17 protein-coding genes are annotated in these 18,362 nt (G+C 61.7%); 13 read left to right on the forward strand and 4 right to left on the reverse strand.

Translation table 11 applies throughout. The annotated features are described in order from the left end of the window. Window positions 1–64: 64 nt before the first annotated feature. The gene (locus ACP15S_RS08635; protein ID WP_425039161.1) at window positions 65–1,153 is read right to left on the reverse strand and encodes a TRAP transporter substrate-binding protein; all 1,089 of its coding nucleotides are present in this window, start codon (window positions 1,151–1,153) and stop codon (window positions 65–67) included. Between the two features lie 261 nt (window positions 1,154–1,414). Here ACP15S_RS08635 and ACP15S_RS08640 point away from each other — a divergent pair, with 261 nt between their 5' ends. The 3 genes from ACP15S_RS08640 to ACP15S_RS08650 all read left to right on the forward strand — a co-directional run bounded on the left by ACP15S_RS08640 (window position 1,415) and on the right by ACP15S_RS08650 (window position 5,596). Next, a complete protein-coding gene (locus tag ACP15S_RS08640) occupies window positions 1,415–2,884 on the forward strand; it encodes a cache domain-containing protein (RefSeq protein ID WP_425039162.1) in 1,470 nt (489 codons plus the stop codon). Then, window positions 2,881–3,513: a response regulator transcription factor gene (locus ACP15S_RS08645; protein WP_425039163.1), complete on the forward strand. Its 633-nt coding sequence runs from the start codon at window positions 2,881–2,883 to the stop codon at window positions 3,511–3,513. The genes ACP15S_RS08640 and ACP15S_RS08645 overlap by 4 nt, the downstream gene beginning before the upstream one ends. A 328-nt stretch (window positions 3,514–3,841) precedes the next feature. After that, on the forward strand, window positions 3,842–5,596 hold the full coding sequence (locus ACP15S_RS08650) for an acetolactate synthase 3 large subunit (protein ID WP_425039164.1): 1,755 nt from the start codon (window positions 3,842–3,844) through the stop codon (window positions 5,594–5,596). Here the strand turns inward: ACP15S_RS08650 and ACP15S_RS08655 are convergent. Continuing rightward, the gene (locus ACP15S_RS08655) at window positions 5,593–7,632 is read right to left on the reverse strand and encodes an ATP-binding protein (RefSeq protein WP_425039165.1); all 2,040 of its coding nucleotides are present in this window, start codon (window positions 7,630–7,632) and stop codon (window positions 5,593–5,595) included. The genes ACP15S_RS08650 and ACP15S_RS08655 overlap by 4 nt on opposite strands. 124 nt (window positions 7,633–7,756) lie before the next feature. Here ACP15S_RS08655 and ilvN point away from each other — a divergent pair, with 124 nt between their 5' ends. Further along, window positions 7,757–8,323: an acetolactate synthase small subunit gene (ilvN, locus tag ACP15S_RS08660; protein WP_425039166.1), complete on the forward strand. Its 567-nt coding sequence runs from the start codon at window positions 7,757–7,759 to the stop codon at window positions 8,321–8,323. A 48-nt stretch (window positions 8,324–8,371) separates the two neighbouring features. On the opposite strand, the gene ACP15S_RS08665 is transcribed toward ilvN, so the two are convergent. After that, window positions 8,372–8,716, reverse strand: a complete 345-nt coding sequence (locus tag ACP15S_RS08665) for a hypothetical protein (RefSeq protein ID WP_425039167.1) — start codon at window positions 8,714–8,716, stop codon at window positions 8,372–8,374. Between the two features lie 242 nt (window positions 8,717–8,958). Here ACP15S_RS08665 and ACP15S_RS08670 point away from each other — a divergent pair, with 242 nt between their 5' ends. From ACP15S_RS08670 to ACP15S_RS08680, 3 genes are all read left to right on the forward strand, one after another. Then, the gene (locus ACP15S_RS08670; protein ID WP_425039168.1) at window positions 8,959–9,777 is read left to right on the forward strand and encodes a helix-turn-helix domain-containing protein; all 819 of its coding nucleotides are present in this window, start codon (window positions 8,959–8,961) and stop codon (window positions 9,775–9,777) included. Window positions 9,778–9,879: 102 nt separating this feature from the next. Next, complete coding sequence (locus ACP15S_RS08675; protein ID WP_425039169.1) at window positions 9,880–11,037, forward strand: aromatic ring-hydroxylating oxygenase subunit alpha; 1,158 nt, start codon at window positions 9,880–9,882, stop codon at window positions 11,035–11,037. Then, window positions 11,034–11,273, forward strand: coding sequence for a hypothetical protein (locus ACP15S_RS08680; protein ID WP_425039170.1), 240 nt, complete (start codon window positions 11,034–11,036; stop codon window positions 11,271–11,273). Before ACP15S_RS08675 ends, ACP15S_RS08680 begins: the two co-directional genes overlap by 4 nt. 201 nt (window positions 11,274–11,474) lie before the next feature. Here the strand turns inward: ACP15S_RS08680 and ACP15S_RS08685 are convergent, their stop codons facing one another. After that, window positions 11,475–13,382 carry a divergent polysaccharide deacetylase family protein gene (locus ACP15S_RS08685; RefSeq protein ID WP_425039171.1) on the reverse strand — a complete coding sequence of 636 codons (1,908 nt, stop codon included), beginning with the start codon at window positions 13,380–13,382 and terminating at the stop codon, window positions 11,475–11,477. A 189-nt stretch (window positions 13,383–13,571) separates the two neighbouring features. Between ACP15S_RS08685 and ACP15S_RS08690 the strand changes: the two genes are divergently transcribed. From ACP15S_RS08690 to glp, 6 genes are read left to right on the forward strand one after another with little or no spacing between them, the layout of a single operon-like run. Next, window positions 13,572–14,153, forward strand: a complete 582-nt coding sequence (locus ACP15S_RS08690) for an anthranilate synthase component II (RefSeq protein WP_425039172.1) — start codon at window positions 13,572–13,574, stop codon at window positions 14,151–14,153. Then, the gene (gene trpD / locus ACP15S_RS08695) at window positions 14,150–15,181 is read left to right on the forward strand and encodes an anthranilate phosphoribosyltransferase (RefSeq protein ID WP_425039173.1); all 1,032 of its coding nucleotides are present in this window, start codon (window positions 14,150–14,152) and stop codon (window positions 15,179–15,181) included. Before ACP15S_RS08690 ends, trpD begins: the two co-directional genes overlap by 4 nt. Beyond that, window positions 15,178–15,900 carry a uracil-DNA glycosylase gene (locus ACP15S_RS08700; RefSeq protein ID WP_425039174.1) on the forward strand — a complete coding sequence of 241 codons (723 nt, stop codon included), beginning with the start codon at window positions 15,178–15,180 and terminating at the stop codon, window positions 15,898–15,900. The genes trpD and ACP15S_RS08700 overlap by 4 nt, the downstream gene beginning before the upstream one ends. After that, window positions 15,897–16,718, forward strand: coding sequence for an indole-3-glycerol phosphate synthase TrpC (gene trpC, locus ACP15S_RS08705; protein WP_425039175.1), 822 nt, complete (start codon window positions 15,897–15,899; stop codon window positions 16,716–16,718). Before ACP15S_RS08700 ends, trpC begins: the two co-directional genes overlap by 4 nt. Then, a complete protein-coding gene (gene moaC / locus ACP15S_RS08710) occupies window positions 16,711–17,199 on the forward strand; it encodes a cyclic pyranopterin monophosphate synthase MoaC (protein WP_425039176.1) in 489 nt (162 codons plus the stop codon). The genes trpC and moaC overlap by 8 nt, the downstream gene beginning before the upstream one ends. Then, window positions 17,196–18,362 (forward strand): gephyrin-like molybdotransferase Glp, encoded by a 1,167-nt coding sequence (gene glp, locus ACP15S_RS08715; RefSeq protein WP_425039177.1) that lies wholly within the window; start codon window positions 17,196–17,198, stop codon window positions 18,360–18,362. The genes moaC and glp overlap by 4 nt, the downstream gene beginning before the upstream one ends.

Below are 18,362 nucleotides of genomic sequence, written 5' to 3' on the forward strand. Positions count from 1 at the left end.
CCGGGTGCACAATGGGCTCGCGCGATCAGATGTCGCGCGAGCCCGGTCATGTCAGCTGCGGGGTTTAGCCCGTTGTGCGGTCACGCTGGGCGCGGTACGTGCCCTCGGATTGCGTGAGCCAGCTCGACGATGCCGCCATGGAGGAATCGTAGGAGGCTTTGACCTTGGCGTAGATGTCGTCGCCCATGTACTGGTCGGAGACAGTCTTCGCACCGGCTGCCATCGCATCCCAGACGCTGTCGGGGAATTCCAGAACCTTGACGCCGCCGGACTGCAGACGCTGCAGCGCGGAACCGTTGTTGTTGAGGAACTGTGCCAGCGACCAGCTGTGCGCTTCGCCGGAAGCGATTTCGATGATCTTCTGCTGCGACGGTGTGAGGCTGTCGAAGACGTCACGGTTGGTTGCCAGCGAGAGGCCAGCGCCCGGCTCGTGCATACCGGCGGTGTAGTAGAACTTGGTGATTTCCTGGAAACCAGCCTTCTCATCGGCCCAGGGGCCAATCCACTCAGTGCCGTCAATCGCGCCGGAGGCCAGCGCCTGATACACTTCCGCGCCGGGCAGGTTCTGCACCGATGCACCCATCGTGCCCAGCACCTGACCACCAAGGCCGGGCATCCGGAACTTCAGACCGTTGAAGTCTTCAGGCCCTGCGATCTCTTTGGCGAACCAGCCACCCGCTTGGGCGCCAGTGTTGCCCGCGAGGAAGGATTTCAGGCCGAAGATTTCGCCCAGCTCATCATGCAGAGCCGCACCTTCGCCGTGGTTGTACCAGTTCATGAGTTCCTGAGCCGTCATGCCGAAGGGCACGGAGGTGAAGAACGCATAGGCGGGATGCTGGTTGATGAAGTAGTAATCAGCGGCGTGATACATGTCGGCCTGGCCGGATGTCACCGCGTCAAACACCTCAAACGCGCCCACGAGCTCGCCCGCGGCCTTGATCTCAACGGTCAGCGAGCCGTCGGACATGGCGTTGATGCTGTCTGCAACACGTTGTGCCGCGTCAAAAACACCCGCGAGGCCACGGCCCCAGGATGTCACCATGGTCAGCGTACGCGCATGACCGGCCGCATAGGCCGGTGCCGCGAGTGTTGCGGACGCCGCGGCAGCGGTGCCACCAATCGCAGAGTTTTTCAGAAAAGAACGACGATCCATAAATGGTCCTCCCCATATGTCGTGCCCTCCCGTTCCCACGTTCCGCATGAAGGCGGAAACAGGGCGGGCGGATCGTTTACAGTGGCGCGACGTTAACCGGGGCGCGGGAGAGGTGGAATACCAACTACCCCGTAGAAATTCCCCTTTTTGACCGCATTGGCCAAATTTCCTGACCATGTTAGCGCCACCATACACCCACCCCGCCGTAGGCTGACACGGTTGCACTGGCCTCAGAGCGGCAAAGCGCGTATCGAATCAGACATGCTGCGCGCCATCCACACGTTTCGCCTCTCGTATGGTCAAAAGCTGTTTTTGCTGGCCACAGTGCCGCTGATCCTCGCGGCGGCAGCCATCGCCATGGTGGTGACCTATCAATCCCGCCAGCTGGCCGAGCGTGAGATTGATGCGCTGCAAAGCGCGCTGATCGAGGCAAAGAAGGAAGAGCTCAAAAACTACATCACGATCGCCCGCAACGCCTTTATCAACATCTACGGGCGCGCCGCACCCGATGATGCCGCCGCTCAGCTGGAGGTCACGCGCATTCTGTCATCCATGACCTATGGCACCGAGGGCCATTTCTTTGTCTTTCGCTATGACGGGACCAATCTCGTGGCCCCGCGCCAGACCCATCTGATCGGGCGCAACTGGACCGGCCTGCGCGATCTCAACGGCACGCCCGTGACAGATGAGCTCATCCGCCTTGCCCGCGACGGATCGGGCTATCACAGCTTTGACTGGCCAAAGCCCTCCACCCGCGAGACCGCGCGCATGATCGTCTACGTCACCGGTCTGCAGGATTGGCAATGGGCCGTTGGCACCGGGGTTTTCGTCGATGACGTTCTGGAAACTGTTGCCGCGGCCCGGGCAGATGTCGAAGGCCGCATTCAGGAGACCTTCTACTACATCATCGCGATCACGCTGGGCGCGCTGCTGCTGGTCTTTCTCTCGGGGCTCTTCCTCAACATCCGCGAGCGGCGTCTGGCTGACACGAAACTCAAGGCGTTGACCCAGCGGGTGCTCGATGCGCAGGAAGAAGAACGCGGCCGCGTGGCGCGTGAATTGCACGACGGGATCAGCCAGATGCTTGTGGCCATCCGCTACACGCTCGACATCACCAAGCGGCGGCTTGTCAAAGGCGACCGGCGCGCCTCCGAGACCCTCGATCGCGGCATCGATACGCTGGCCGAGACCGTGCAGGAGGTGCGCCGCATCAGCCGCGATCTGCGCCCCGGCGTGCTTGACGATCTCGGCGTCGGACCTGCGCTCAAATCATTGGTCGAGGATTTTGGCGAGCGCACCGGCATGGAGACGGTCTTTTCGACTGTCGTCTTCCGCAACCGGCTGGATCCCGAAGCCAAAATCGCGCTCTACCGGATCGCGCAGGAAGCGCTGACCAATATCGAGCGCCATGCCGAGGCCAGCCGCGTCGAGGTGGATGTGCGCGGCCACCGGCGCGGCGCGACGCTGCGCATCTCTGACGATGGCAAAGGCTTTGCCGCGCGCGACACATCGCTGCTCGCCGGCTCCGGTCTTGGCCTTCGGAATATGCAGGAGCGTGTCGATCAACTGGACGGCACCTTGCGCATCCTCTCCGCAAAAGGGGCTGGCACGACCATTGAAATACAGGTCCCGCTCAGCCATATGCTCTCGCCCGAAAATGCGGCTCAGGACGGCGCACCGCCTGAGACAGCCGCGCCCCAAACACCCCCCTCCAAGGAGGCCCGTGCATGAAAACCCGTGTTGTCATCGTCGATGACCATCCCATGGTCGCCGAAGGGATCGAGGCGATTCTGGAAAGCTTCGACGATATCGAAGTGGCCGCGACCCTGTCCAATGGTCAGGAGATCATAGATCAAGCCGAAGCGCTCCAGCCCGACGTCGTCCTGCTGGATCTGAACATGCCCAAGGTGGGCGGGCTGACCGCGACCGAGATGCTGCTGGAGAAAATGCCCGATCTGCGCGTCTTGATCCTGTCGATGCACGACAGCCCCGAATACATCTCTTCCGCTCTGGGCCATGGCGCCATGGGCTATGTGCTCAAGGATGTGCCCACCGACGAGATCAAACGGGCCATCGACACGGTCATGGAGGGCGAGCGATATCTGTGTACGGGCGCGAAAGGGTCACTGGAGCCCACGACGGATCGCGAGCAATTGACCAACCGAGAGCAAACCATCCTGCTGCAACTGGCGCAGGGGCGATCCAACAAGGAGGTTGCGCTGGCGCTCGATATCTCAGTCCGCACCGTGGAAACCCATCGCAAGAACATCAAACGCAAGCTGGGCATTTCCTCAACCGCGGGCCTCACGCGCTACGCGATGGAGCATGGCGTCTTGCAAGGCACACATGTGGATTTGTGAATTTGGGCCGCCGACATCCTGGGCTTTCGATGCACAAAATTCACAATCTGTCTCAAAAATCACGATCTCGGCAATTTTTGCAAAGAAAATGCGGGCTTCGCGCAGTGAATTGCGGCACTTGAGTGTTGACGCCCCTGCCCCGCGCCCCTAAAACGCCTGACATGCACATGAGGAGGCACCCGATGGGGCAGCTTGTCGTACTAATCGAATTTTGGCGCATGGGCCGGTAACGGACACCATAACGGTACCCCATGCGCCCCCGGATCACCCCCGGGGGCTTTTTTGTGGCGCGAGTAAAGAGACGCATGTCAGAGATACGGAGAACGATATGACACGTCAGATGACCGGAGCGAAAATGGTAGTTGAAGCCCTGAAGGATCAGGGTGTCGACACAGTCTTTGGCTATCCCGGTGGCGCGGTCCTACCGATCTATGACGAGGTGTTTCAGCAAAACGCCATCCGCCACATTCTTGTGCGTCACGAGCAAGGCGCGGTGCATGCCGCCGAAGGCTATGCGCGCGCGACGGGCAAGCCCGGCGTGGTGCTGGTGACGTCCGGTCCCGGCGCAACCAATGCCGTGACCGGCCTGACCGACGCGTTGATGGACAGCATTCCGCTCGTCGTTCTGACGGGTCAGGTGCCGACATTCATGATCGGCTCGGATGCCTTTCAGGAAGCCGATACCGTGGGCATCACCCGGCCCTGCACCAAGATGAACTGGCTGGTGAAGGATACCGCTGAGCTGAGCTCGGTGATCCATGAAGGCTTTCATGTCGCCACCAAAGGCCGCCCCGGCCCGGTTCTGATCGACATCCCCAAGGATGTGCAATTCGCCTCAGCCGAATACACGCCGCCCGCCAAGGCGGATCTGGGGCATTATGCGCCCAAGGTGAAAGGCGATCTGGACATCATCACCGAGTTGGTCGAGGCGCTGGAAACGGCAGAGCGGCCCGTGTTCTATACCGGTGGCGGCGTAATCAACTCAGGTCCCGGGGCCTCGCAACTGCTGCGCGAGCTGGTAGACGCCACGGGCATCCCGATCACGTCAACACTGATGGGTCTGGGCTCCTACCCCGCATCCGGCAAGAACTGGCTGGGCATGCTGGGCATGCATGGTCTCTACGAGGCCAATCTCGCGATGCACGGCTGCGATCTGATGATCAATGTCGGCGCGCGCTTTGATGACCGCATCACCGGCCGCCTCGATGCCTTCTCGCCGAACTCGAAAAAGGCGCATATCGACATTGACCCCTCCTCGATCAACAAGGTCATCCGCGTGGATATGCCGATCATTGGGGATGTGGGCCATGTGCTCGAGGACCTGCTCAAGATCTGGAAAGCGCGCGGGCGCAAGGTCAACCGCGAGGCGCTGCAGCGCTGGTGGTCCCAGATCGAGGATTGGCGCGCGGTGGATTGCCTGAGCTTCGAGCAAAAGGGCAAAACGATCCGCCCGCAACACGCTCTGGCCCGGCTGGAAGCGCTGACCAAGGGGCACGATCGCTACATCTGCACGGAAGTTGGCCAGCATCAGATGTGGGCCGCGCAATACCTGGGCTTTGAAGACCCCAACCGCTGGATGACATCGGGCGGGCTCGGCACCATGGGCTATGGGTTCCCGGCCTCCATCGGCGTACAGATCGCCCATCCGAAAGCGACTGTGATTAATGTCGCGGGGGAAGCATCCTGGCTCATGAACATGCAGGAAATGGGCACCGCCGTGCAGTACAATCTGCCGGTGAAGCAGTTTATCCTGAACAACGAGCGTTTGGGCATGGTCCGCCAGTGGCAGGAACTTCTGCACGGTGAGCGCTATTCGCACAGCTGGTCTGACGCACTGCCTGATTTTGTCAAACTGGCCGAAGCCTTTGGCGCCAAGGGCATTTTGTGTGACAACCCCGACGATCTCGATGATGCCATCATGGAAATGCTCAACTACGACGGTCCGGTGATTTTCGATTGCCTTGTCGAGAAACACGAGAATTGTTTCCCGATGATCCCGTCAGGGGAACCCCATAACAAGATGCTTCTGGGCGAAGCCTCAACCAAAGATGCGATTGGCAGCTCCGGCGCTGTCCTCGTCTAAGCGCTTTTGGCTTGCGCGCCGCTCAGGTGGCGCGCAATCTCGTCCTGCAGGGTCTTGAGCTGAAGCGGTTTGCTGAGGAACCCATCCATACCCGCTTCTAGGGCATCCTGCCTGTCTTGAGCAAAAGCGTTGCCTGTCAGAGCGATAATAGGCGTTCTTGATCTTGCTTCTTCGGCCTCGTGCTGGCGGATCAGCCGCGTGGCGTCGAGGCCAGACAATTTGGGCATCGACAGGTCCATCAACACCAGATCAAACCCCCCCTTGGCGAACTTCTCGACGGCAGCGCGACCATCGGGAACGATTTCGCATTTCGCGCCCAATCGCGCGAGCATACGTTCGGCGACGATTTGATTGGTTCTGTTATCCTCGGCCACAAGGACAAACGCGCCATCGATCTCGCCTGATCGTGTCTGCCGACTGTGCACCTGCGTCGTCTTGCGCGCAGGGGCCAGCGGCACCTGCACTGAAAACAAGGTGCCCTCTCCTTCGACGGAATGCACCTTGATCCCCCCGCCCATGGCGCGGGCCAGTTTGAGCGAAATGGCCAGGCCCAGCCCCGTCCCCTCAAACTGACGTTGCAATCCCCCCTGCGCCTGCTCAAACGGTTTGAAGATCGATTGCAGTTTGTCCGTGGGAATGCCAATGCCGGTATCCTCCACCTGAAACATGATATTGCTGCGCCCGGAGACCGCGAGACGCACCTTGCCTGACACTGTGAATTTGATGGCATTGCCCAGAAGGTTCACGAGGATCTGGCGCAGGCGAGAGGTGTCTCCATAGACGACCTCGGGCACACCATCGGCGATGTCCAATTCGAAGCTCAAACCCTTGGCTTCCGCCATGGGCCGCATCAGAGCTGCCACCTCCTTGCACATGTCGCCAATGCCAAAGACGCTGGGCGAGAGGTCAAAATGCCCGGCTTCTACTTTCGAAAAATCCAGAATATCCGAGATAAGTTCCGTCAAAGCCAGGGCAGAGGAGCGAATGGTCGCCACAAATTCCTGCTGCTCCGCAGTCAGATCCGTTGATGACAACAGATCCGTCATACCCACAATGCCGTTCATGGGTGTGCGGATTTCATGGCTCATGGCCGCGAGGAAGTTGGACTTCGCCGCATTGGCGACATCCGCCGCCTTGCGCGCGGCCTCGAGCATCTGGTTGCGCTGCTCCAACTCCGTGACATCGGTATGCACCAGAACGAAACCGCCCTGAGGCCGCTCTGTGCCCTTCACGCGAATAACACGACCCAACGTATTGAGGGATATGGTTAAACCGCCGTCCTGCGAGAGCGATTCATGCAGGGTTTTGGTATTGCGCTGCTTCACCTCGCCCCGTTCAAACAGCGCTTCATTGACCCGTTTGAACGGCGCTCCGGGATGCACCTTCTTCGGATCCAGATTCATTTGCCGCAAAAAAGCGGGGTTAACGAACTGGATCAGGTTATCGTCATCGTAAATCTCTTCACTTGTTGTCACCAGAAGCCCTTCGCCCATGGCGTCCAGAATCTCCGTCAGTGCTGCATTGGATCGCTCAAGCTCTTCGTTGCGCTGCAACAAGGTCGCTTCAAGTTGATCTGCGCGCGACTTCAGAACGGAGACAAGACTGCCGTTACTATCGGCATGGTTGAAAACCTCCGACAAGATCATCGACAGGCCGGAATAGCCCTGAAATTCACCTGACTCATCGAAATGCGGCAGCATGGAATCCATGATCACGCCACGCCGCCCATTGACGAAAAGCCGCTCATAAGACTGACCGAGAACAGGCTTCCTTTCGATCAGGGTGCGGTGATACTCCTGCATGCCAACTTCGACACCCGCCGCGCCCCATTTCGGATCAATGACCTGCACGCCCAGAAGCTGATCGGCGGTATAATCCGTGACACGCGCAACATGATCGCTGAGGTAGCTCACGCGATAATCCGCATCGAGCTGAAACGCATAGGCGCGCAACGGCAACAGCAATTGCTCCATGAGCGCCATGGAGAAATTCGTTTCAGGCTGAGGCACTTTCCGTTGCTGTCGGCTGGCCGGCATGGATGGGTCCCTGAATTGCTGGGCTCAAAAGGCCAAAAAAGTGTTGAGATTAGTTGAAGATTTTCCGGCTCTGTGCTTAATCGGTTCGACGGCCGCGTCTGGCCCCCGTGACCCCGGAGAGACCATGTCAGCACTCAAGATCAAAAAAGGCTCGTCCAAGCATTCGGCCTATAATCTGCGGCCCAATTTCTCGGACGTTCAGGAAACGCATACGCTCGCCGTTCTGGTTGACAATGAAGCCGGTGTACTGGCGCGTGTCATCGGCCTGTTCTCGGGGCGCGGCTACAATATCGAGAGCCTGACCGTCGCGGAAGTGGACCATGAAGGCCACCTGTCGCGCATCACCATCGTGACGACCGGTACGCCACAGGTCATCAACCAGATCAAGGCGCAGCTGGGCCGTATCGTTCCGGTGCATGAAGTGCATGACCTGACGGTCGAAGGCCCTGCCGTGCAGCGCGAACTGGCGCTCTTCAAAGTCACCGGCGATGGCGACAAGCGCGTTGAAGCTCTGCGGCTGGCCGACATCTTCCGCGCCAATGTTGTTGACAGTACGCTGGAGAGCTTTGTCTTCGAGATCACGGGAACGCCGGAAAAGGTCGATGCCTTTGCTGATCTGATGCGCCCGCTGGGTCTTCAGGAAGTCGCCCGGACGGGTGTTGCGGCCTTGTCGCGCGGGCCTGCGGCCTGAGGCGACGCGGCGCCCGCGATCAAACCATTTGAATTGTATGCTCTGGGATCAGGCCGCAGCCGCGCCCGGGAATCGGACAATTTTGCCTGGAGCCGTGCCCGCCGTCACAGGAGGCGCACCCGCGTCAGGATCCGAACACCCGCGCAGCCCCTGCGCAAGATTGGGTGCGTGATCCTCAACGAGCAGTCGGGGATTGTGCGCCAAACGATGCTCAGCCGCGTCATCGAGCTCAAAATCGATCAGGTCGCCCGCATCCAGCGCCAAACCGGCATGCATGTCCGTCTCCTGCGCGGTGTAAAAGGCGAGATTGCCATGATCTTCGCACCAGATCACAGCCTGAGCGTCGTCGTCTGACGACCATAAAACCACCCCACACATTCTTTCGACTAACATCGCACCATCCTCAGATCAGAACACAAAAACACCGTGTGTTCTGTCGATTTTGCACATTTTTAAACCTTGCAGAGCGCCAAAGCGCTGCGAACGGGCTTGTTTTTTGTGTCTGTTCCGGGCAATGCTGGTTCTAGTTCGCATCAGCTGACGTTAAAATGCGTCAATCACGATCTGAGTTGGTACAATTTTGGATGCGCCCGCCCCTGGCAAAACCGCTATTGCAAGGCCCGAAGGACGTTCAGATGGCCCAATTGTTAAAATCAGCCAAACCCGGCACCCCATCTCCGGCAGAGCTGCGCGATATGTTCGGCGCGAACCTCAAGCACTTGTGCCGGCAAGCAAAATCCATCTCAGCCCTGTGTCGGGATCTCGGCATCAACCGGACGCAGTTCAACAGATACCTGTCAGGCGAAAGCTTTCCGCGCCCCGATGTGCTCCACCGGATCTGCACCTTTTTTGACGTTGATGCGCGTATCCTTCTGGAGCCGGTCGAGACCATCACACAAGATCGCGGGCTGCTTTTGTCGCATCCGACGATCGCGCCTTTCCTCGGCGCAGAATCAACCAATATCACCCAGGCCATGCTGCCCGACGGGCTTTTTCGCTTTTTGCGACGGTCCTTTATCGAGCAGGACAAGTTCGTCGAAGGCCTCGTTCTGGTCTATCGTGAACAGGGCTTCACCTTTGTGCGCGGCCACGAGGCCAAGGAGGCCATGTCCAAGGTCGGGTTGACGCGGCCCCGCGACAGGGAGTTCCGTGGCTTCTTCCTGCGTCAGGAGAATGGCGTGGCCTCGCTGGTGGCCCGTCGCAATGCGCTCACCGGCTCCTTCACCTACCTGCACCGCGTGCCCTCCATCGCGCTCAATACCTGGACGGGATACACAATCCGCACCACCCCGGAGATGCAGACCGGCAAGCGCATCACACGTCTGGTCTGGGAGCATCTGGGCAATGATTACGGGCGGGCGCTCAAGGTCGCACGCGGCACAGGATATCGCTGGGTGTCGGATCTCTCGGAGACGGACCGGGCGATTTTGCAGCCCGATGAGCCTGTGAGCTGAGGCATCTGACGTCGCAGTGAGACAACCCGCGTCGCAAGCGGGCGCGAGTTGGACGCGAATCTCCAACAGAATTTTCGGGCATCGTGTTCGGGAGGAAACCACATGCCCCAGCCAACCGACCTGTCCCTCGTGCGCCGCCCTGTGTCCGAGGCCAATGGCCTGCCAAACGCCCATTACGTGGACGAGGCGCTCTTTCTAGAAGAGCGCGACGCGCTGTTTTTCTCAGGCTGGGCCGGGCTGGCGGCTCAGGTGGATGTCCCGGAGCCGGGTGATGCCTGCCCGATTGATTTCATGGGCATGCCCCTTCTGCTCCTGCGCGACCGCGCTGGCCAGGTGCGGGTCTTTCAGAACATCTGTCGCCACCGTGGCATGATCCTCGTGGACACGCCGCGCAAGATCGAAGGCGCCATTCGCTGCCCCTACCATTCCTGGTGCTACTCCACGGAAGGCAAGCTCGTGGCCACGCCCCATGTCGGCGGCCCCGGCCAGAACACCGCAGAGGGGATCGACCGCGACACGCTGGGGCTCATCGAGGTGCGCAGCCATCTTTGGTTCGGCGTGGTCTGGATCAATGTCTCCGGTGACGCGCCCGCCTTTGAGGACGCCAATGCAGGCCTCCTGGCCCGCTGGAAAGACTTTGATCGCCCCATGTATCATGGCGGTGCGGAGAGCAACTTCATGCTCGAAGTGCGCGGCAACTGGAAGCTGGCAATCGAGAATTATTCCGAAAGCTACCACCTGCCCTGGGTCCATCCGGGTCTGAACGCCATTTCGCGGCTTGAAGACCACTACCATATCGAAGAGCCCGGGCTCTTCAGCGGTCAAGGCACCTTGGTCTATCAGCAGATGCAAGGAGATAACGGCCCCGCCTTCCCCGATTTCGCAGATCTGCCCGCAAAATGGGATACCGCTGCGGAATACATTACCGCCTTTCCCAATGTGATGCTGGGTGTGCACCGCGATCACAGCTACGCCATCATCTTGCGCCCGCAAAGCGCAGGCGTGACCGAAGAGCATATTCACCTGTTCTACCCCAGCGACGAGACCGACAGCGCCCTGCGCCTGCGCAATGCAGAACAATGGAAGGGCGTGTTCGAGGAAGACATCTTCGTGGTGGAAGGCATGCAGAAGGGCCGTCATGCCGTAGGGTTTGATGGCGGGCGCTTTTCCCCTGTCATGGACGGGCCTACGCATCTCTTCCACGATTGGGTCGCGGGCCGCCTGCAATCCGCACGCGGGAGCGCGCAGGCCGCTGAATGAGCGATCTTGCAGCGCGGCTGGACGCGGCTCTGCAAGACAACGACGCGCCGCTCCTCGTGCAGCTCTACACCGAGGCCGCCGCGCAATCGCAGGCGCCCCGGCAACGGGCCTTTCTGCTCACCCATGCCTATGTGCATGCGCTGGAATGCGGCCACGCGGGCACAGAACGCCTCAAGCAAGAGCTCATCGCCATTGGCGCGGAACCGCCAAACCAAAGCATGTCGACGGAAACCTGATACAACGGGCATCACGCAAATCACGGGAAAGCAGGTGCGTGGCAGTGTTTTCGTGACCCGGGTTTTTGAGAAGGGCTATAGCCTCCGCACGCCGCACACGCGGGTTGTCGCCACGAAAGAATCCGGCAGCCCTCCCGCGAACCGCGCGTCAGCGCAGATCGAGCCGACGCTGCAAAGCGTCGTCCTTGTGAAAACAGCGTCTCAGGAGGGGGGTTGGATCAACACTTGCGAGACCGGGACAAAAGCCACGCGCGAGGCTCGGTCCTGCAACCCCCAGATCAAGAGCGCGGAAATCGTATCCGCCCGGAGCCGCCCCACCATAATGACCGCCCCTTCCTGCCCGGCCTTAAACGCGGCCTGATCAAGGAACCTGCGGATCACCGTCGGGCTTTGGCCTGCGCCATCGAAATCACGGAACAAGGTGCGTGCCGGCACGCCTGCGCGCTGCGCCAGTGACACGGCTGTGTTCAACCCTTGAGGATAGAGCACCAGCCCATGGCCGCTGTCGGCTAGCGCCGAGGCCACCTGATCGGTGACCGCACGGCTGCCTTGCAGACCGCCGCCGTCCCCTTCCAGAACGCCCACGGCCTCGGGCACCACATCCAGCACACCGCTCAGGGCCACGGCCACATCACTGGCCTGTGCCCCTTCGGGCATATTGGCCAGCGCCATCACGTCAAAGCCTGCCGCCCTGTAGCGCGCCATGGCCTCTGCCGCACCAGCCCATTCCGCATCCACCGCGAAGCTCAGCGGGTATGGAAAAGACGCCAGCGCTTCGAGGCCGAGTGGCGTTGAGCCGTCATCGATCAAGACAATGGACATGAGCGGTTTGCCGTCCGTCGCTACGGGTTCTGCGGCAAAGGCGCTGAGCGGAGACATCTCCTGTGCCGCCTGGTCCCCGTCTGAGACGCGAGGCAAGCGGTTGGTCTTGATCTCCGGGTTCAGCGTCGCGAGGTTGCTGGCGCCCTGCCCGATGCGGGGGCCTGCATCGGGTGTGTCCCCATCGTCGGCCTGCGCCTCACTGACCTCCACAGTGTCTGTCGCTGGTGCAGTTGCGGTCTCAGTTTCTGTGTCTGTCTCCGCGCTGTCCTGACCCACTTGTGGCAAACGCGCCGGGCTCGGGGTTTGTGCTTGCACGATTGGCGCATCCGCCTGTGGGGCCGCACCCGCGTCATCCCCCTCTTCCGACGCCGGGCTCTCGGCTGACGTCTCACCATCGGCGGCCATCTCCCTGTCCGCGCCGACCGGATCCGGCGTCTCGGGCGCGTCAGGGGCCAGCACCATCGTGTCACTTTGTGCATCTGATTGCGCATCCACCGTAACCTGCGCGATCACATCGGCCTCCGGCTGCGCCTCCAGCGCGGCGGTGTCTGTGTCCGTCGCCGGTTTTGGCATGTCCTCTGCCATGGCCGTCTCTTCGTCACTGGCCTCCGCGTCTCCACGATCCACCGCATCTGCTGTTGGTGCCTCTTCGCTGTCAGGCGCGCTCTCCGCAACACTGACAGCGCCCTCCGCCGCGCTTTCCTCCTGCGGGCTCTGGGCCTCCTCTGGCGCGTCAGGCGCCACGGTCACGTCCGTCTCAACCGCAACCTCCGCCCCGGCTTCGGACCCTGACCCTGCCTCAAGCACAGGTGCTTGCACCACCTCTTCTGCAGGTGCGGGCGGCTGGGCGGGATTGGTCGAGATCGAGAGCTCTTCGGCTTTTGGCGCCACTGGCTGGAGCGCTTGCGGATTGGGCAAGACCGGCGCATCGGCGCTCAGAGCGACTGCACCGGTTTCTCCTGCACTGGGCGCTTGCGGCAATGTGGCGGACTGGCCCGTCTCGGGGCGCGGCGCAGAGCTCACATCCAGCTCAGGCCCCGCCACAAGCCCATCCTGATCGGGGACACCCGGCGATGTGCTCTTGGCTTGCCCGCGCGGGGCTTCTGGCGTTGTGCTGGGCAAGGCATCTGCCGCCGGAGCCAAAGGCGCGGAACCGCTGGGGCCCGTCTCCACCTGTGCGTTAGGCTGCGGGGCCATCACAGGCCCTGTGACCACTGAGGCCGTTCCTGCGCCGACGCCCGCCACGACCACGCCCCAAAGCGCGCCCGAAAGAAATCCGCGTGCCATGTCCTGTCCTTTCGCTCTCACCTCACAAGGGTTCCGGCCCGCATCGTTGAATGCGCAGAACTCGGTCCCCGTGCCGCTGTCCGGCCATCTCTCACCCAGTGGTGGGCTTGACCTCCCACCACATCCAAGACCTATATACCGCGAGCGCAGCCCCTGCCTCCACACCTATTTGCCAAAAAGGCCAAGACGATGCTTCTGCTGATCGATAATTACGACAGTTTCACCTATAACCTCGTTCACTACGTCGGCGAATTGGGCGTGGATGTGCAGGTGCATCGCAATGATGCACTCAATGTACAAGAGGCCATGGCGCTCAATCCCGCTGGCATTCTGCTCTCGCCCGGGCCCGGCACACCGGACAGCTCAGGCATTTGTCTGGCCCTTGTCGAGGCCTGCGCCGAGACGGGCACGCCGTTGATGGGGGTCTGTCTGGGGCATCAATCCATCGGACAGGCCATGGGCGGACGCGTCGAACGCTGCCATGAGATCGTGCACGGCAAGATGGGCACCATGCATCACACGGGCCGCGGCCTCTTTCAGGGCCTGCCCAGCCCCTTTGAAGCCACGCGCTATCATTCCCTGATCGTGGACCGCGAAAGCCTGCCCGAGTGTCTCGAGATCACGGCAGAACTCGAAGACGGCACGATCATGGGCCTGCAACACCGCGAGCTGCCGCTGCATGGCGTGCAATTTCACCCCGAGAGCATCCGATCCGAGCATGGTCACGCGCTGCTCAAGAATTTCACAGATATGATGAAGGTCCCCGCATGAGCGATGCCCCCGCCTCTGACGCCATGAAACCATTGATTTTTGCGGCCTCCGAAGGCCCGCTCTCGCGCGCGCAAGCCACAGAGGCCTTCGCGCATCTCTTTGAAGGCACCGCGACGGCGGCGCAAATGGGCGGGCTCCTGATGGCCATGCGCGCACGGGGCGAGAGCGTGGCGGAATATGCCGCCGCGGCCGCCGTCATGCGGGACAAGTGCGTCAAGGTGCGTGCGCCTGAGGGCGCGATGGACATCGTGGGCACGGGCGGCGATGGCAAGGGCACTCTGAATATCTCGACCGCAACGGCCTTTGTTGTCGCGGGCGCCGGCGTGACCGTGGCCAAACACGGCAACCGCAACCTTTCCTCGCTCTCGGGCGCCGCTGATGCGCTGGGGCAAATGGGGGTGAATGTCATGGTCGGGGCCAATGTGGTTGAGCGGGCACTGGCTGAGGCCGGGATCGCTTTCATGATGGCCCCCATGCATCACCCCGCGATCAAACATGTGATGCCGGTGCGCCAGGAGCTGGGCTGCAAGACGATCTTCAACATCCTTGGCCCTCTGACCAATCCCGCAGGCGTCAAGCGCCAGCTGACCGGGGCCTTTGCCATCGATCTGATCTTTCCCATGGCCGAGACCTTGCAAGCCCTGGGCAGCACCGATGCCTGGCTTGTGCACGGCTCTGACGGGACCGATGAGATCGCCATTTCCGGGCCGACCTCCGTGGCCGTGCTCAAGGACGACACGATCACTGCGCGCGAGGTGCACCCCGAGGATGCGGGCCTGCCCGAACACCCTTTCAAGGACATCATGGGCGGCACACCGGAATATAACGCGACAGCCTTCCGCGCGCTGCTGGGCGGTGAGACAAGTGCTTATCGCGATGCGGTCTGCCTGAATGCGGCCGCCGCCCTGGTTGTGGCCGGCAAAGCGTCCGACTTGCGCGAGGGCGCAGAAATGGCTGCCGAAAGCATCGATTCCGGCGCGGCCAAACGGGCGATCGAGACTTTGGCGAAAGTCACATCGGCCTCATGACCCACCGGGACGCGCAGCGGGCTGGCACGCCCCCGTCCGCTCCCACGGCGGGCGCGGATGCGCCCTTCCCGGACGGAGGCGTGCCGCATGCCTGGGCGCACCTCCCGTTCTTCGAGGACAGGTGGCCCACCCTTCAAACCGAACTGGCAGGCGATCCGCGCAAGATCCTCCCGCCCGCGCCGCAGATCTTCGCCGCGCTTGATGCATGTCCCCCCGACGCGGCTCGCGTCGTCATTCTGGGGCAGGACCCCTACCCGACGCCCGGCCATGCCCATGGGTTTGCCTTTTCCGTCGAACCAGACGTCAGCCCGCTGCCGCGCTCGCTGCAAAACATCTTCAAGGAAATGGAGGCCGATCTGGGCGCGCGCCCTGCGACGGGCGATCTGCGGTTTTGGGCCGCGCAAGGCGTGCTCCTGCTCAATGCCGCGCTCACGGTGCCTGCGGGCGACGCGGGCGGGCATCTGAAACTGGGCTGGAAGGATTTGTTAACACAGGTTCTCAAATCCCTCGATGACCGACCGCGCGCGCTCGTTCTTTGGGGGGCTTTTGCACGATCCGAGGGGCAAATCGCACAAAACCCCTCCCATTTGCGCATCGAGACCGCGCATCCCTCGCCGCTCTCTGCCCGGCGCGGTTTTTTCGGCTCGCGCCCCTTTAGTCGCGTGAACGACTGGCTTACAAAGCAAGGCGACACTGCCATAAACTGGACCAGATCATGAGCGCCACCATCCTCGACAAGATCAAAGCCTATAAGCTCGAAGAAATTGCCGCTGATAAAGCCGCGACGCCCCTGAGCGCCGTGGAAGACGCCGCCCGCGCCGCGCCTGCGCCGCGCGGTTTTGCCGACGCTTTGATGCGCGCCAGTGCCACTGGTTATGGCCTGATCGCGGAAGTCAAAAAAGCGAGCCCGTCCAAAGGCTTGATCCGGGAGGACTTTCATCCCGCGACCCTTGCCAAAGCCTATGAGCGCGGCGGCGCGACATGCCTGTCGGTGCTGACTGATACGCCGTCCTTCCAAGGCGCCAAGTCATTCCTGACAGAGGCGCGCGAGGCGACTGCGCTGCCCGCGCTGCGCAAGGATTTCATGTATGACACCTATCAGGTGGCCGAAGCCCGGGCGCTTGGCGGGGATTGTATCCTGATCATTTTGGCCTCCGTCTCCGATGCGCAGGCCGCTGAGTTGGAAGAGGCGGCTTTTGCCTGGGGCATGGACGTTCTGCTGGAGGTTCACGATCGCGCCGAACTGGACCGCGCGCTCAATCTGAAATCCCCCTTGATGGGCGTAAATAACCGGAATCTAAAGACTTTCGAGACAACCCTTGAAACAACCCGCGCGCTCTCGCTGCATGTGCCCGAGGATCGTTTGCTGATCTCGGAGAGCGGTCTGAACACGCCTGATGATCTGGCAGACATGGCTGCTCACGGCGCGCGCACGTTCCTGATCGGCGAGAGCCTGATGCGCCAGAACAACGTGGAAGCCGCCACGCGCAGCCTGCTTGCCAACCCCGCCCCAGCGCAGGTCGCGGTCCATGGATAAGCCGGACACAGGGCTCACCCATTTCGACGATAGCGGCGCGGCCCACATGGTCGACGTCTCCGAGAAGGCCGTCACAAGCCGCATCGCCGTGGCCGAAGGCTACGTGAAGATGGCCCAGCATACCTTTGAAATCATTACAGAAGGCCGCGCGAAGAAAGGCGATGTGATCTCCGTGGCGCGACTTGCAGGCATCATGGGTGCCAAGAAGACCGCCGATCTGATCCCGCTTTGTCATCCCCTGCCGATTACCAAGGTCTCCGTCGACCTGACGCAGGATCCGGACCTGCCCGGTCTGCGCATCTCAGCCACCGTCAAGACCACCGGACAGACCGGGGTTGAGATGGAAGCGCTGACCGCCGTCTCCGTCACAGCCCTGACAGTGCATGACATGGCCAAGGCCGTGGACAAGGCCATGGAGATCGGCGGCATTCGCGTGACATTGAAAGATGGCGGAAAATCAGGCCGTTACGAAGCGTCATGATCAGCGTTACCGAAGCACTGGAGCAGCTTTTCGCCCTGACGCCGGTGCTGGAGATCGAAGACGTCCCCTTGATCCAGGCCGCAGGCCGTGTGCTCGCGCGCGCCCAACAGGCGACACGCGATCAACCCCCGTTTCCCGCCAGCGCCATGGATGGCTACGCGATCCAGAAAGCCGATGGGCAGCCCGGGCAACGCCTGCAGGTTGTCGGCGAATCCGCCGCTGGCCACAGATACGACGCGCCCCTGCAATCCGGCCAGGCCGTGCGCATATTCACCGGTGGTGTCGTCCCGGAGGGCGCCGATTGGGTTGTCATTCAGGAAGACGTGCACCGCGAGGGCAACTGGATTACGCTTGGCGATACGCTTGAAGCCAAGTCACATATCCGCCCCGCAGGCGTCGATTTCGCCACCGGCACTTTGTTTAAAGCCCCGCGCAGGCTCACGCCGCAGGATGTGGCACTTTTGGCCTCCATGAACATCCCGCGCGTTCCCGTGCACCGCAGGCCCAAGGTCGCTCTGATCTCCACGGGCGACGAGCTTGTCATGCCCGGGGAAGAGCCCGGACCGGACCAGATCATCGCCTCCAACACCTTCGGCCTGCACGCCATGTTGCAAGCACTCGGCGCAGAGCCCCGCCTTCTGCCCATCGCGCGGGATACCGAGGCCGCGCTCGCGCTGGCCTTCGATCTGGCGCAGGACGCGGATCTGATCATTACGATTGGCGGCGCAAGCGTTGGAGATCACGACGTTGTGGCGCGTGTCATGGCGGCCGGTGAGCGGCAGTTCTACAAGGTGGCGATGCGCCCCGGAAAGCCGCTGATGGCTGGTCGCATTGGTGCGTCGATGATGATGGGTTTGCCCGGCAATCCGGTCTCGGCCATGGTCTGCGGCCATGTTTTTGTGGCGCCTGTTGTGCATCGCATGATGGGCCTGCCCGCAGAACCTGCGCCGCGCCAGACCGCCCGTCTGGCCCATGACATCGGACCCGGCGGCCCGCGCGAACACTACATGCGCGCCACGATCACCGACGGCCAGATCTCGCCCGCCCAGCATCAGGACAGCTCGCTGCTATCGGTGCTGGCGCAGGCAAACGCCCTGATGATCCGGCCCGCCCATGACGGCCCCCGCGTCGCAGGCAGTGAGATCGATTTCCTGCCGCTTTAA

Origin of the sequence: Primorskyibacter sp. S187A, from assembly GCF_049800955.1 — a bacterium.
Classification (GTDB): domain Bacteria; phylum Pseudomonadota; class Alphaproteobacteria; order Rhodobacterales; family Rhodobacteraceae; genus JAKVBH01.

Excerpts from the sequence above, each read along its gene's own strand:
- ACP15S_RS08635 (WP_425039161.1), bottom strand. The coding sequence starts at position 1,153 with ATGGATCGTCGTTCTTTTCTGAAAAACTCTGCGATTGGTGGCACCGCT.
- ACP15S_RS08640 (WP_425039162.1), top strand. The coding sequence starts at position 1,415 with ATGCTGCGCGCCATCCACACGTTTCGCCTCTCGTATGGTCAAAAGCTG.
- ACP15S_RS08645 (WP_425039163.1), top strand. The coding sequence starts at position 2,881 with ATGAAAACCCGTGTTGTCATCGTCGATGACCATCCCATGGTCGCCGAA.
- ACP15S_RS08650 (WP_425039164.1), top strand. The coding sequence starts at position 3,842 with ATGACACGTCAGATGACCGGAGCGAAAATGGTAGTTGAAGCCCTGAAG.
- ACP15S_RS08655 (WP_425039165.1), bottom strand. The coding sequence starts at position 7,632 with ATGCCGGCCAGCCGACAGCAACGGAAAGTGCCTCAGCCTGAAACGAAT.
- ilvN (WP_425039166.1), top strand. The coding sequence starts at position 7,757 with ATGTCAGCACTCAAGATCAAAAAAGGCTCGTCCAAGCATTCGGCCTAT.
- ACP15S_RS08665 (WP_425039167.1), bottom strand. The coding sequence starts at position 8,716 with ATGTTAGTCGAAAGAATGTGTGGGGTGGTTTTATGGTCGTCAGACGAC.
- ACP15S_RS08670 (WP_425039168.1), top strand. The coding sequence starts at position 8,959 with ATGGCCCAATTGTTAAAATCAGCCAAACCCGGCACCCCATCTCCGGCA.
- ACP15S_RS08675 (WP_425039169.1), top strand. The coding sequence starts at position 9,880 with ATGCCCCAGCCAACCGACCTGTCCCTCGTGCGCCGCCCTGTGTCCGAG.
- ACP15S_RS08680 (WP_425039170.1), top strand. The coding sequence starts at position 11,034 with ATGAGCGATCTTGCAGCGCGGCTGGACGCGGCTCTGCAAGACAACGAC.
- ACP15S_RS08685 (WP_425039171.1), bottom strand. The coding sequence starts at position 13,382 with ATGGCACGCGGATTTCTTTCGGGCGCGCTTTGGGGCGTGGTCGTGGCG.
- ACP15S_RS08690 (WP_425039172.1), top strand. The coding sequence starts at position 13,572 with ATGCTTCTGCTGATCGATAATTACGACAGTTTCACCTATAACCTCGTT.
- trpD (WP_425039173.1), top strand. The coding sequence starts at position 14,150 with ATGAGCGATGCCCCCGCCTCTGACGCCATGAAACCATTGATTTTTGCG.
- ACP15S_RS08700 (WP_425039174.1), top strand. The coding sequence starts at position 15,178 with ATGACCCACCGGGACGCGCAGCGGGCTGGCACGCCCCCGTCCGCTCCC.
- trpC (WP_425039175.1), top strand. The coding sequence starts at position 15,897 with ATGAGCGCCACCATCCTCGACAAGATCAAAGCCTATAAGCTCGAAGAA.
- moaC (WP_425039176.1), top strand. The coding sequence starts at position 16,711 with ATGGATAAGCCGGACACAGGGCTCACCCATTTCGACGATAGCGGCGCG.
- glp (WP_425039177.1), top strand. The coding sequence starts at position 17,196 with ATGATCAGCGTTACCGAAGCACTGGAGCAGCTTTTCGCCCTGACGCCG.